The organism is Marinobacter sp. M-5 (assembly GCF_032911545.1).
Taxonomy (GTDB): domain Bacteria; phylum Pseudomonadota; class Gammaproteobacteria; order Pseudomonadales; family Oleiphilaceae; genus Marinobacter; species Marinobacter goseongensis.
Genome location: NZ_JAWJEK010000005.1, coordinates 51,861 through 65,356 on the forward strand (window position 1 = coordinate 51,861; position 13,496 = coordinate 65,356).

A 13,496-nucleotide genomic window follows, 5' to 3' on the forward strand; every position below is an offset into this window, starting at 1 on the left:
ATGAAATCAGGTTCCTACGGCAACCGGCTCATCCGTGCCGTGATCCCAGCGTTACTGACGCTGGTCTTTGCCGTACCCGTGCATGCGGAACTGTCTGTCACCCGGGGCTCCACCGCCTCTAAAAACGCCTCCCAGCAAAGCAGTTCAGTACCGGAGTGGCTGTACACACTGCGCCCGGGTGAAAGCTTCAGTGAAGTCGCCGACGCATTGCTGAACCGCAATGTGCGCCCGGAACAGGTCTTGCGCTACAACAGCATCGGTAACAGTGCCTCCATTGGCGAAGGCGACGCACTGCGTATTCCCCTGACCTGGCTGAAGCGGCAACCGGACCCGGCGCGGGTCGTTGCAGTGTCTGGCCAGGTACACCACATCTCCGGAAACAACGGGCGCAAACAACCACTGGGCAATGACGCCCTTGTGCGCGTAGGAGACGAGATTCTGTCCGGATCGGGAACCGCTACCGTGGAACTGGCAGACGGCTCCCTGGTGCGCATATCCCCTGATTCCCGGCTGATCTTCAACCGGCTGACCCAGTATGGTAAATCCGGCATGGTGGATACCCGTCTGCGGCTGGATCATGGCGAAGTGCACACCCAGGTCAAGCCGGTTATCGAAGGCGGCTCACGCTTCGAGATAGAAACCCCGTCCGCCGTGGCCGCGGTTCGCGGCACCGCGTTCTCCATGCGGTCCGGCCCGGGCACCACCAGCCTTCAGGTCACCGAGGGTGAGGTCAACTTTGGCGCTCCAGGTCGCACCCGCAACATCCCGGCCGGTTACAGTGCCAGCGTGTCAACCGCCGCCAGCGGCCACCTGAGCATTCGCCGATTACCGCCGGCGCCGGCAGTGAATCCGCTGGCACCTCAACTGAACCGTTTACCGACCAAACTGAGCTGGCAGGCGAGCGCCGCACCGGCACACCGCCTCGACATATTCGACGCCGAATCCGGGCGTTGGGTCGACAGCCGCCGTGTTAATGGCAGCCAATACAAGCTCAACCTGCTCGATAACGGCACTTACAAGATTCATCTGGCCGCCCTGGACGACCGCGGGATGCCCGGCATGCCCAGTATCCTGGAGGTGGAAGTGGATCTGCGGGCACAGGCTGCCAAACTGCTGGCCCCACAGGCCGGGGCGACCGTGGATGATGACATGCCGGAATTCAGCTGGGAGCTCACCGGCAGCAACGAAGTGGCCCGGATCGAAATTGCCGAGGACGACTCATTCCGCCGGCTGATCGCCACCAGCGAGTGGGCGCCGGATACCGAAGCTCTGCCGTCACGGGCGCTGTCACCCGGCACTTATTACTGGCGCGTGGTCAGTGAGGCCGGCGGCAACTCGGTGGCCACCAGCAAGCCGCAATCCCTCACCGTGAACGGAACACTGCCGCCGGTTCGTATCATCAGTGTAAATTACGTGGACAACCAGGTTCGGGTGTTCTGGGAGAGCGTTGATACCGCCTCGGACTACCGGCTGCAGCTCGCCGAAGAGCCCGGATTCAACAACATTATCAAGGAGGCAACGCTGTCGGATACCACCGCGGCCTTGCGCCTGATTCCCGGAAGGCGGTATTTTGTGCGCCTGAAGGCTCTTTCTGATGGTCCGCTGGCAAGCCGCTGGGGACCTGGGAGGGAACTGTACCTGGAATAATCCATCGCACCTGAACATCTGACAGCAGGGCTCATGACTCGGGATTGGCTGGCCATAAAAACGACTCCCCTGACCCTGGGCATACCGCTACTAGGCATTCTGCTGTTACTGCAGATGACCGCCCTGCCTCAACGGTTCGATTACTGGCTGTTCGATGCGGAAGTCACCACCAGCCCGGCGCCCCTCTCTGAAGACGTAGTGCTGGTCGAAATTGACGAATTGAGCCTTGACCGCCTTGGCCGTTGGCCATGGCCCCGCGACATTCACGCCCGGTTAATTGAAAAACTCCACGCCGCGGGCGCTGACACTCTGGTTTTTGACATCCTGTTTCCGGAACCGTCGCCGTACGATGCAGAGTTGGCCGCGGCCATGCGGTCACACGGCAAAGTCGTCTTGCCCCTGTACCTGTCGCCCGCAACGCGGAACTACCTGATCAGCGAACAGCTACCGACAAACACTCTGGCGTCTGCCGCCTACGCCATGGGGCACGCCCACGTCGAGCTGGACGCAGACGGCATCGCACGGGGCCTGTATCTGCGGAACGGCCTCGGTGACAGGCTCTGGCCAAGCCTCGCCATGGCCGCATACAACGATCCGGAGACGGCCTACGTGGGCGGAGAAAGCGGCAGCGCCGCCGCGTTCATGAATATCCGCAAACATTACCGTGCCGTGCCTCTGGCCGGCGAAGCCGGCACCCTGCCCAGTTATTCGTATTTCGAGGTGCTGTCCGAGCAGCCCGCGCCGGATCGGTTCCGCGGCAAAACCGTATTCATCGGGGCCACCGCGCCGGGCTTCGGTGACATACTGCCCACCCCCTTCTCCGGGCTGAACCGGCCCATGTCCGGTGTGGAATTCCACGCCAACAGCTTTTCGGCGCTCACCGGCAACGAGTTGATCACCCCACTGCCGCGGGCACTGTCGATCGCCACGGCGGTGCTCACCATCGTCTTTCTTGCGCTGGCACTGCCCCGTATGCGCCCGACGCGCACGCTGATGCTGTGTCTCACGGTAACGGTGGCCCTGGTGGTGGTGCACAGCCTGCTGCTGCTCGGCGCGCGCCTGTGGCTGCCCATTGCCAACGCGCTGCTGATGCCGTTCTTCGCATTTCCCGTGGCCAGTGGCCTGCGTCTGGCAATGACCAACCGGTTTCTCAACCGGCAGCTGGATGATCTGGCCCGGGGGCCACACATGGCACTGCCCGAGCCCTCCCGGCGCAACCCGGCACAATTGCTGGAGCATTTTCAGGCCCTGTTGCAGCCCCGGGGCTGGTGGCTGTCCGAAGACGACGATCTCCTCAGCAGCCATCAGCTGCACGCTGAGGAGATCCCGCCCCTGCAGCCGGACCAGTGGCTGCATACCAACAACCAGAGCTGGATCCAACTGCAGCGAGGCCGGAAGCGCTACACCCTGGGCCTGCTACTGCCCAACGACCTGAGCCGTGAAGCGATCCAGCGATACCTGCGCAGGCTGCCTCTGGGCGCTGCGGAGCAGGAACAGAAGCCGACGAAGCCCAGCGAGAATATCTCCGCGCGGATTGAGCGGGTAAAACTCGCCACTGACCGCCTGAACAACCTGCAGCAGTTCATTCGCCGCAGCTTCGAGCGCATGCCCGATGGCATTATCGTCACCGACGAGCTAGGGGTGATCCGCTTTGCCAACGGCCACATTGAAGAATGGTTCCACGAGCCCATGCCCAGCCTCGCTGGCCTGCCCCTGGTGCGCCTGCTGGAAGGCCATGACCCGAGGGAGACGCCGCCCTGGCACGAAACCGTGTCCGAGACACTGACTCTGAACCAGAGTCGCACTGTGGACCTGAACATCGGCGACAAGGACTTCCTGATCCACTTCGCGCCATTCGCGCTGCCCGACAGCGAACAGAGCGGCATTATCGCCAACATTTCCGACATCTCCGAGTTGCGGGCACAACAACGCCAGCACCGGGAAGCCATCGACTTCATCTCCCACGACGTGCGTTCGCCGCTGGTGTCCCAGCTTGCGCTCATCGAACAACTCAAACGCAACCCGGGTCACATTGAACCGGGCCAGCTGGAGCAGCTCGGCCGCCTGGCGCGCCGCAGCTACCACCTGGCGGAGGAGTTCGTGCAACTCGCGCGGGCCGAGCAACTGACAGAAACACGGTTCTACGATTGCGAATTCCTCGCCATTGTCGAGAATGCCCGAGACAGCGTCAGTGAACAGGCCGCCGAGAAAGGCATCCATCTGGCGCTGCAGGGCAACGAGGATCTGTGGCTGAAAGGCAATGCGGAATTGCTGGAACGGGCGGTGATCAATCTCCTGACGAATGCGGTGCAATACAGCCCCGGCGGCTCAACGGTAAGTATTCAGGTGTTCCGGGCCGGACACCAGGCCTGCCTGACCGTCAGCGACGAAGGCAGTGGCATTGCCCCCGAGGAGCTTCCGCACCTGTTCGACCGATACCGGCGGCAGAAAAGCAGTGAATTGTCAGGCAACCACGGCACCGGTCTGGGGCTGTCGTTCGTGAATGTTGTGGTGGAAAAGCACCGGGGGGAAATTGCCGTGAGCTCTGAGCTCGGGGAAGGCTCGGCGTTTACCCTCAAACTGCCCGTAGCCGACCCCTTACCGAACTCCTGACGATCCGGGATCAGCCCCGGATCTGCTTACTCACGATCCCGGCAGGCTCACTGATCAAACCATCCACGTCTTCTGCCTGAATGGTGAAATACCAGGTACCGCTGTCCAGGTTGCTGACGGTGTACTCCATAGTGGCGGCGCTATCGATACGGATCGATTCTGTCATCTCGGCAGGGTCCTTTCCGTAGCTGATGACATAACCTGCCAGCTCACCCATCTTCAAAGATTCGTTATTGACCCGTGACATCGGCGCATTCCAGTTCAACGCCGCGGTGCGGTCACCCGGTGCACCCACAACCGAAGATACGACAGTACCGTCAGATGCCGGCGACTCGGTCTTGACGGAATCACCAGAACTGGCGCTCCCACCTGAAGAACCACCCCCACAGCCTGTGAGAATGATTCCGGTAAACAACGCGGCGATCCATGCCTTTGACATTTCGTTGACGCGTTTCATGATATATACCCACCATTATTTCGTCGTATTTGTGAAATTGTATAAAACGTGGGCAAGTATCGGCGTGACCGGCCTCATCTTCCTAATTACAAAATGGTCAATTTTTCGACACTAATAAGTAATGAAAGGCATCAAGGCCTTGAATGAAAAAGGGGTTTTACGTAACGGACAGGAATCGTTCGGTTGCTGGATACAAAACTACAAAGCGATGTAACCAAGGTCGCTGAAAAATCGGATGTTTTTAATAACCTATTATAATAAAAAAAGCCTTTTTACGTCGGCACAGCTACCCAGCCGCCCGCGTGCTGTCAGGCGATCCGACTGAGCCATGTGGCCTCAACCCCACCCATGAACATGGGCTCTTGCTCACGAAGCGGCGTATAATGTTCAGTCTCCAGCCACATTTTGCGAACCATGCCTGAACTCGATTCGACGGCGACCGCCCTGCGGGCCGCCTACCGCGCAGCAGGACTCTCTGAACGGCACCTGCAGTGCCTGCAAAGCTGTATTCAGCTGATGCAATCGCCGAGGGATGACGACCAACAAAAACTGTTAGCAACCATTGCCGACCATTTTGGCGCGCCTCATGCCGTGCTTTTAAGCTATCAATCTGGGCGCCTGCGAGCGCTCGAGTCACTTGGCGGCGCCGCCATTACCGCATCACGACAACCTGTCAGAGCGGCTCTGGCCCCCTTTCTGAAGTGGCCGTGTAAACCTTTTGTTCGACACACACCGGAAAAAGCATGGCTTTTCTATTCTCTGGATCCCGGATTCGAATGGCTGATTCCAATCATTCTTCGGGGGCGAGTCGTGGGAGTCTTGGCAATGGCGGGATATGCAGATCAGCCTGCACCTGGAGAACGTGATCATCAGCTAATGACGATTCTGTCAGCACTTCTTGCTGGCCGGATTGGCCACGAAAAACCCCAACCCGCAACGTCAGCCCGCGCCCAAAGCCATGATCTGGGTTTGCTATCACCCCGGGAGAAAGAGGTAATGAGCCTACTGCCGCGCGGCATGAGCAACTCACGCATCGCCACAACACTGGGCATTGCTCCGGGAACCGTCAAGACTCATGTGGAGCGCATTCTCAATAAGCTCCAGCTTGAGGACCGATCCCATGCGGCTGCCCGCGCAGTGGAGCTGAATTTAGGTAACTCAGGACTCTAGATATGCCGCTGAAAACCACAAGGTTCTGGCACGGGTGGGACCTGAAACGTCGGAGCCTGATTGCCCTTCTCATCCCATTAATGGTTGCCGCCGTTGTACTTCTCGTTATGGTCAAGGTTCTCGCGTTCAATCGAGAGGCGGAAGATGAGTTGCAGCGCGGTCTTCGCGCACTCGGACAAATTCATGCGGTGCATGCAGCGCTGGCCGAAGCTGCCAGTGGCGTGCGAGGCTTTATTCTGACTCAGGATGAAACCTTTCTGGCGCCCTATCAACGAGCCGAGGGTCTGTTAAAAAAATCTTTAAGTGAACTCGAGACGGACCTGAAAGATCCGACGCAGCGTCAAAGTCTGTCGGAAATTTCGGCGCTCGTTACTGTGAAACTCGCTAACCTCGAGAAGTTGCAGTCTTCTCCTCTCACTGAGTCCTCCGGCCGGGTACGAGAATACTCTCTCGATAACAAGTTATTGCTGGATCAGATTCGCACGCGCATCGCCGAAATGGAGACACGCGAGAACCAGATTATCGCTGCCTTGCAACAAGACCTTAAACAAGCGCGCCAATCCAGCCAACGGATCATTTTCAGCACGCTGTTGGCCGCTGTCATTCTGGCTGCAATCCTTGCTCAATGGTTTGCCAGGGACTTGATCAGACGCGTCCGCCGCATTCGTGACAACGCAGTGAACATAGGCCGTGGAATACCCTTAAGGTCGTTCAGTGGTGGCTATCAGGATGAGGTGGCGGAACTTGACAGCCTGGTTGTTCAAACGGGTGTAATTCTCGACCAAAAGCTGGAGGAGCTGCGCTGTGCAAGGGAGCTCGCTGAAGAGGCGAACCAGGCCAAAACCGAGTTCCTGTCCCGCACGAGCCATGAATTGCGGACTCCACTGAATGCCATTCTTGGATTCAGTGAACTTTTGCAGGGCACAGCTCGGTCCCCTGAGAACAACAGACATATCACTATCATCCGTCGTAGTGCAGAGCACCTGCTTCAATTAGTAAACGATCTTCTGGATCTATCTCAACTGGAAAGTGGCAATATGGCCATTCCATTGCACCCAACCTCTATCCATGAAGCCGTTTTCACCGCGCGGGATATCGTCTCAAGTCGCGCTCAGGCGAAGGCGGTCACATTGAATGTCATCGACGATGGCGTCGTCCTGGCGATGGCGAATCCACAGCGACTGGTGCAGATCCTGATCAACCTGATGGACAACGCCATCAAATTTACGCCCCCGGCAACACACGTTACCGTGCGCTGGAGGATAATGAACGGGAAGTCCGCAGAGAGTGTTGAGCTCATCGTAACCGATAGCGGCCCGGGCATCACCGCGGGTCTCGAAGAAGGGCTGTTCAGTCCGTTCAACCGTCTTGATAGCAACCGGGAGGGCGTGGGGCTTGGGCTCGCCATCAGCCGCTCCCTGGCAGAACAAATGGGGGGGCGCCTTGATTACCGAGCGGCCCCCGGGGGCGGCTGCGATTTTGTTCTCTGGCTGCTATTGGATCGCCGCGCAACCGAGTCGCATAAGCCCTCGCAACAGCCACATCGCGCCACTCTCTCCAATCAATTACAAAAGACCAGACACCCACCGCTTCCCTGGATCCTGATGGTTCAGGACCCGGAATTCCTGATGCTTGCAGAAACGCTGGCTGCTCGCTTTCGGGCCCAATGCGTGGTTGTGTCTTCGCAATTGGACTGGCGGTCGATATCTTTGACAGAGCCGTGTTTTCTGCTGACTGACATCCCCCCTCAAAGGCTGACATTGCCTGAGAATCTGATGATCACGAAACGGCTTTACATCACCGCGGAACCGCCGCCCCATTGTGACCAGAAGAGCATACTATGGCTCGCCGCCCCAATTACGGCGAGACGCATGCGGCGCCTAATTCAGGAAATGGATTATGTCTGAACAGCCTAATAACATTCAGCAAAGCCGACTGCTGATCATTGATGATGAGCCTGCCAACCTCGAACTACTTGAGGACCTGTTTGCGGAGGAAGGGTTCGAAAATGTGCTCTCGTCCATCGATGCTCGGCGCGCCTCCTCTCTGATACAGGGCTTCCGACCGGACATCATTTTACTGGATCTGCGAATGCCGGATATCGACGGATTCAGTGTACTGAGCCTAATCGATGATTTGCGCGATCAGGAGTGGATTCCGGTTATCGTTCTCACCGCCGACATTACCAAGGAAGCGCGTTACCGGGCGCTGTCCATGGGCGCATCGGACTTTCTCACCAAACCATTCGATCGGATGGAAGTGGTGTTGCGGGTCTGGAATCTTCTGGAAACGCGACACCTCTACCGACGGCTCAGAGCCATCGGAGACTCTCCGGATATCTCTAAAATCCGACCATGGACCAAACATTCACCAAGCGACTGACTCTCCGAAACCTGCCCTCACTCTTACACTACTGCACCGGAGTATGACCGTGACGGAGAGCCAGGGTAAACAGATTACTGATTACCGAATGGCAGAGACGAATGATGGAGAACGATACGAAGGTTTCCTTCGTCATCACGCTGATAGCCAAAGGATTTATCAACCGTAGTGATCGAACCATCTGTGTTTGTGAAATGCACGTTACCCATCGTCAAAGCGACCGGGCCCGCGAAGTGAATCGCTGCGTTCTCAAACTCCACCTTGGTCCAGCCTTTAATGCCAAAGCCACTGTCCTCAGGGTAGTTGTCATCGTGACCGACAAAATACGCGAGAGCACCATCGGCAGTAAGCCGAATGTTCTGCGGGATCGGCGCGAGGGTAGGCTTGAACAGCACAGGCCCCATATTGTAACCGTAGGCTGCATCGATGACTTCGCGGGCGGAGCTCCGGGCCTTCTCTACGCCCCCCTCATCGAAGTGCGCCGACAGCATGACCACAGCATCGCCCCACGCTTTCTGGGCAGAAACCACCTCCGCTTCGGTAATGTCTGCCGATGCGGTGGCAGAAAATGCGACTGCGGCAGCAATAGCAGTCAGACTCAACGCGTGACGATTAACAATGGTATTTCTCATGGCGACTTACCTCATTGACGATTAGAAGAAAGAGCTGCTTTGGCAGTAGCCCCTGAACACATCCAATCGTACGCATGAGTTTTCGCCCGTTAATCTGCCGATCAGCATAGCCTCGTGTATGCCAATCAGCATACACGGCCTTAGCGTAAATGCCATGTATCGAGAACCGGCAGCGTCACTGCCCCTTCCGCTTAACGGGCGGAACGTTTGCCCACAACCCCGTGAAGCATCCGCGAAACAAACTGTTGAGGGAAGAGAGCGGAGGCAGGAACCAGTTTATTCCACCCTGGCAACGCCACCCGCTGCCGCTTCTCAATGGCCCGAACTCCACACTCCGCAACCTGCGTTGCGTCCATCGCCACCAGGTCGGCGAGCGAGCTGATGGATCCACGGCTGTGCTGCTCGGACGATAATCCCATGGCATCGTAGATCTTGGTGCGGGTTATTCCCGGGCAGAGCATGCCCACATAAATCCCATGGGTCGCCAGCTCATCAGCCAGGGCGTGAGTGAAGGCAATCACATAATGTTTGCTACCGGCGTAGGCAGCCAGTTTCGGCACCGGAACATAACCACCAATGGAGGCGACATTGAGGATGTGTCCCTTCACTCCGTTCTCTATCATCCGCCGGGCAACCAGGGCCACCAGTTCAGTGACCACCTGAACGTTGAGAATCAGCGCCTTGCGCACGCTTTTTGTGTCCAGTTCCGTGTGATTGCCCAGCAAGCCCGTGCCGGCGTTGTTCACCAGTACTTCCACGCTGAAACCCTGATCATCCAGTTGCTGAATCAACGCTTCCACAGCGTCGTCAGCCGTAAGGTCCACCTGGATGGGAATGAACTCGCCGGGACCGCTGCCCAGTTCGGCCTGCAATGAATCCAGTTCATCCGGGTCCAGAGTCGCCGTTGCCACTCTTGCCCCCATCGCGTGAAGCATGATGACCATTTCACGCCCAATGCCACTGCCACCACCGGTTACCAGCACCTGCCTTTGATTCCAGTCCATACCGTTCTTTACCTCTTTTAATTGCCTTAATTGCCTTGATTGGTTGCTTGCTGCCTGAACCGGGCGGGAGTCACCCCATGACACGCCTTGAACCATCGTATAAACGACTGGCTTTCGGTGTACTGCAGGCGATGCGCAACGGTTTCGATACTCTCGTCACTTTCCAGAAGAAGGTTCCTCGCCATCTCCTCACGCAATTCACCCAACAAGGCTCGATAGCTGCTGCCTGCATCGGTCAAGCGGCGCAGGAGGTGACGGCTGCTCATACCCATGGCATTTGCCAACACAGACCGGGAGGGCTTCCCGCGCATCACCATCGTTTTCAGAATGGCGCGGGCGCTACCGAGAAAATCAGGTTCGGGCTGTTTGCTTTCGAGGAACCGGGCATGGCTCTCCAGGACATCGCGCATGGCGCTGTTGGCATGCAACAGCGGTGCGTCCAACGCCGCCAGTGGGAATACCAGCGCATCGATTGGCTGATCAAAATACACCGGGCAACGGAACACCCGCTCATATTCCCGGATCTGGTCAGCGAGTTCTGGCGCCCTTCGACGGAGCCGCACGCAGTCGAAATCCCAGTGGGTTACGTTCGGTAGGTGCCCCCTCACCGTGGCGAGACTGCCTAGCATGTAATCCACCGCCTGCAACCGAAACACCGGGTTGGTTGTAGTCAGTTTCCAGGTCCAGGCAACCTGTCCGGGCCTGACATCAAACGAGGTACTGCCAACACTGCTCACCAGGTGCTCATACCGCATGCACATCTCAATCACCTCGCGAAGCGATCCGCAGGCCCGCACGATGTAGCCAGCCACCCCGAAACTTTCGGGCTGAGTCAACTCCGATAAATGCAGCCCGAGGAGATCATCGCCGGTGCGCCTGACACCCGCATCGAGTACTTGCTGAACGTACCGCATGGGGACCATCCGGTTCGGATCCGTCAGGGCCTCAGGGCTCAGCCCGGCATCACCTAACAAGGTGTTGTACGATAAACCGAACTGCTCGGCCAGGATCACCAGGTTCTGCAAGAGACCGGCCTGCACCCGCCCTCCATCGTCGTTGACGCCACCATCCTCAATGTCTGATTGCATACCGAGACCGTTCTTCCCAATCATTGAAATCCGGACCAGGGCCAGACCCGGCAAGCCAATAATGTGTACATTCCATGCACAATACTGGACATGTGGACAAACTGACCATCACATCTTGGGACCACCGATAAACATTTTAGGACAAACTGGGGAGTGCAAAGACCGGTACGCTCATCGTTATGCTCTATCATCCGGGATCCAATTCGTTAACGGGTTCCGGAGACGACACTGCTGCGGGCAGAGTATTCACCACCGGGCATTATTTTTGTCCAGCCGCCAACGCGAGCAACGCCACCCTGACACAGGCCCACGGCACTCTAGCCAATGTGCCATATGACTGACGGCTTAAAATGACAAATCGTCACGTTACTCCGAATCCTGTTGAGGGCTCCATGACAAAGACCATAAAAACAATCAATATCGCCTGGGTCGCCACCCTGTCGCTCGCCTTAGCTGCCTGTGGTGGTTCCTCAGAGCCGGCCTCAGTAGCCACGGATCCAACGGCTCAACCCGAAGTACGCCCCCCAGTGGTCGATAACGAGTCAACAGAGTCTCGCAGAGAGTTAATGACTCTGGGCAGCCGCAATACCGAGGCGCAGCTGGTCTCCGTGGGCAACCCCGAGCCCACGCAGTGGCAAGTGTACGATCGGCCACCGAGCTTTACCCATACCGTGGCGCTACCGAACCAGACGATCACCATGTCAGACGGTACCAAATTGTTCGTAAAGGTATCCTTGCCCGGTTTCAGTGCCAACAACCCAGAACCCGGACCGTTTCCGGTGGTGTTGACGCAAACGTCCTATAACACGTCGGTTGGTCAGTTCGTGCCGGAGGTAGGGGGCGCGAATGAATTCCTGGTGACCCGCGGATACGCTCATGTTGTGGTCGATGTTCGAGGCACGGGCAACTCCGCCGGTAACTGGGAAGCATTCGGCGATCGGGAGCAAGCAGACTACCTTGAGGTGGTCGAGTGGGTGGTGGAGCAACCGTGGGCGCTTGACCGCATCGGACTGGAAGGCATCTCCTACCTCGGTATAACGGCGATCCTGACATCACAACACAACCATCCGGCGGTAAAGGCTTCGTTCCCCATCGTACCGATCGGTGATGGCTACCGGGACATTGTATTCACCGGTGGCAACGTCAACGCGACCTTCATCCCTTCCTGGATGGCTCTGGTAACCGGCCTTGGGTTACTCCCCGTGGAATTACTGGCCACCGATCCCGCCAGTTTCCTGGGGGCTGTTCCGGATCGTTTGACCGGCGCCCTTCTCGACTTTCAGGTGCCCACCATCCTCAAAGCTCTGCTTGGCGAAGAGGAAACCGTTTTCGATGAGGGGTTCTGGGAAATTCGCTCGCCGATGGAGGGTGTGGATGACATCAATGTCCCCACCTTCGTGGTCGGCGGGCTGTTCGACCTTTTTCAGCGCAGTGAACCCCTGTGGTTTGAGCGACTTAATGGCCGGGTGCCCACCAAACTGCTCATCGGACCCTGGACGCACATTGAAGCCGCCGGAGTCCCCAGCAACGGCTTGCCCAAAGATGGCGTACCGACTCTCGATGTATTGCGCTTACAGTGGTTCGACGAATATGTCATGGGCCTGGATACTGGCGTTGACGACCAGCCAGACGTAACGCAATACGTCCTTGGATTAGAACGCTACGAGACAGCGACAAACTGGCCGCATCCGGAACTGCGGGCCGAGCGCTTCTTTCTGGACAGCGATGGCGCTATGAGCTTGGACCTGCCAGCAGATGGCGGAGAGCAGAGCACACTTCAACAGCCACTCAACGGACTGTGTTCCTTCAGCACCACCCAGTGGACCGCAGGCCTGACCGGCCTGATACCCCTGCCCTGCCTGGAGGATAACCGAACCTCAGAACTGGCGGCGCTGAAGTTTGAACTGCCAGCGATTGACGACGGAATCTACCTGAACGGCCCCATGCAGGCAGACCTTTGGGTATCAACCACCGCCAGCGATGTTCAACTCTCAGTCAGGCTCGACATTCTTGATCCCGACGGGACCACTCAGCCCATAACGAACGGGTTGCTTACAGCAAGCATGCATTCCGTCGATGAGAGCCGGTCGCGCTTTGTAAATGGAGAAATGCTTCAACCCTGGCACACCTATCGGGCCAGCGATCGTTCCCCGCTGACCCCCGGTGAGATCCGGAAAGTCTCGGTTGAAATCTTTCCCAGCAGTGTTTGGGTGCCACCCGGCAGTTCCCTGCTGGTATCGGTAAATACCAGCAACATTGCACAGGGAGTTCCACCACTGCTCACCGGACTGATTCCGTCTCTGTTGGGCGTAATGACCTTGCACACAGGGCCAGAGACCCCGTCCAGTCTGACGCTACCTGTGGTGCCAGTGGACAACCTGCAAATACCTTAAAAATGGCATTTAAAGTTTGAAACAAACACCAAAGCCCGCCATCTGCGAGCTTTGGTGACTCCGGAGGAGGCGACTGGGGTTCGGGGGTGTGGCACGTTTTTCACTGCAAT

General features: G+C 57.7%; 10 protein-coding genes. 6 read left to right on the plus strand and 4 right to left on the minus strand.

Going from position 1 to position 13,496, the window contains the following annotated elements; all coding sequences use genetic code 11:
• Positions 1–1,647 carry a FecR family protein gene (locus R0125_RS16345; RefSeq protein WP_317238830.1) on the plus strand — a complete coding sequence of 549 codons (1,647 nt, stop codon included), beginning with the start codon at positions 1–3 and terminating at the stop codon, positions 1,645–1,647.
• A 33-nt stretch (positions 1,648–1,680) separates the two neighbouring features.
• Positions 1,681–4,260, plus strand: a complete 2,580-nt coding sequence (locus R0125_RS16350) for a CHASE2 domain-containing protein (protein ID WP_317238831.1) — start codon at positions 1,681–1,683, stop codon at positions 4,258–4,260.
• Positions 4,261–4,270: 10 nt separating this feature from the next.
• Here the strand turns inward: R0125_RS16350 and R0125_RS16355 are convergent, their stop codons facing one another.
• Positions 4,271–4,717, minus strand: a complete 447-nt coding sequence (locus tag R0125_RS16355; RefSeq protein WP_248184966.1) for a fibronectin type III domain-containing protein — start codon at positions 4,715–4,717, stop codon at positions 4,271–4,273.
• 414 nt (positions 4,718–5,131) lie between these two features.
• Here R0125_RS16355 and R0125_RS16360 point away from each other — a divergent pair, with 414 nt between their 5' ends.
• The 3 genes from R0125_RS16360 to R0125_RS16370 are packed head-to-tail and all read left to right on the plus strand — an operon-like array spanning position 5,132 to position 8,269.
• A complete protein-coding gene (locus tag R0125_RS16360) occupies positions 5,132–5,887 on the plus strand; it encodes a helix-turn-helix transcriptional regulator (RefSeq protein ID WP_317238832.1) in 756 nt (251 codons plus the stop codon).
• A gap of 2 nt (positions 5,888–5,889) precedes the next feature.
• Positions 5,890–7,794 (plus strand): sensor histidine kinase, encoded by a 1,905-nt coding sequence (locus R0125_RS16365; protein ID WP_317238833.1) that lies wholly within the window; start codon positions 5,890–5,892, stop codon positions 7,792–7,794.
• Positions 7,787–8,269 (plus strand): response regulator, encoded by a 483-nt coding sequence (locus tag R0125_RS16370; RefSeq protein ID WP_248184973.1) that lies wholly within the window; start codon positions 7,787–7,789, stop codon positions 8,267–8,269. The genes R0125_RS16365 and R0125_RS16370 overlap by 8 nt, the downstream gene beginning before the upstream one ends.
• 74 nt (positions 8,270–8,343) lie before the next feature.
• Here R0125_RS16370 and R0125_RS16375 read toward each other — a convergent pair whose 3' ends face one another.
• The 3 genes from R0125_RS16375 to R0125_RS16385 form a co-directional block, all read right to left on the minus strand.
• The gene (locus tag R0125_RS16375) at positions 8,344–8,901 is read right to left on the minus strand and encodes a hypothetical protein (protein WP_248184974.1); all 558 of its coding nucleotides are present in this window, start codon (positions 8,899–8,901) and stop codon (positions 8,344–8,346) included.
• A 191-nt stretch (positions 8,902–9,092) separates the two neighbouring features.
• Positions 9,093–9,905, minus strand: coding sequence for an SDR family NAD(P)-dependent oxidoreductase (locus tag R0125_RS16380; protein ID WP_317238834.1), 813 nt, complete (start codon positions 9,903–9,905; stop codon positions 9,093–9,095).
• 26 nt (positions 9,906–9,931) lie between these two features.
• Positions 9,932–10,993 carry an AraC family transcriptional regulator gene (locus R0125_RS16385; RefSeq protein WP_317238835.1) on the minus strand — a complete coding sequence of 354 codons (1,062 nt, stop codon included), beginning with the start codon at positions 10,991–10,993 and terminating at the stop codon, positions 9,932–9,934.
• A 566-nt stretch (positions 10,994–11,559) separates the two neighbouring features.
• Between R0125_RS16385 and R0125_RS16390 the strand changes: the two genes are divergently transcribed.
• Positions 11,560–13,386 carry a CocE/NonD family hydrolase gene (locus tag R0125_RS16390; protein ID WP_317238836.1) on the plus strand — a complete coding sequence of 609 codons (1,827 nt, stop codon included), beginning with the start codon at positions 11,560–11,562 and terminating at the stop codon, positions 13,384–13,386.
• Positions 13,387–13,496 lie beyond the last annotated feature (110 nt).

Coding starts and splice junctions, on each gene's coding strand:
- R0125_RS16385 (WP_317238835.1), bottom strand. CDS start 10,993: ATGCAATCAGACATTGAGGATGGTGGCGTCAACGACGATGGAGGGCGG.
- R0125_RS16355 (WP_248184966.1), bottom strand. CDS start 4,717: ATGAAACGCGTCAACGAAATGTCAAAGGCATGGATCGCCGCGTTGTTT.
- R0125_RS16350 (WP_317238831.1), top strand. CDS start 1,681: ATGACTCGGGATTGGCTGGCCATAAAAACGACTCCCCTGACCCTGGGC.
- R0125_RS16390 (WP_317238836.1), top strand. CDS start 11,560: ATGACTCTGGGCAGCCGCAATACCGAGGCGCAGCTGGTCTCCGTGGGC.
- R0125_RS16375 (WP_248184974.1), bottom strand. CDS start 8,901: ATGAGAAATACCATTGTTAATCGTCACGCGTTGAGTCTGACTGCTATT.
- R0125_RS16345 (WP_317238830.1), top strand. CDS start 1: ATGAAATCAGGTTCCTACGGCAACCGGCTCATCCGTGCCGTGATCCCA.
- R0125_RS16370 (WP_248184973.1), top strand. CDS start 7,787: ATGTCTGAACAGCCTAATAACATTCAGCAAAGCCGACTGCTGATCATT.
- R0125_RS16380 (WP_317238834.1), bottom strand. CDS start 9,905: ATGGACTGGAATCAAAGGCAGGTGCTGGTAACCGGTGGTGGCAGTGGC.
- R0125_RS16365 (WP_317238833.1), top strand. CDS start 5,890: ATGCCGCTGAAAACCACAAGGTTCTGGCACGGGTGGGACCTGAAACGT.
- R0125_RS16360 (WP_317238832.1), top strand. CDS start 5,132: ATGCCTGAACTCGATTCGACGGCGACCGCCCTGCGGGCCGCCTACCGC.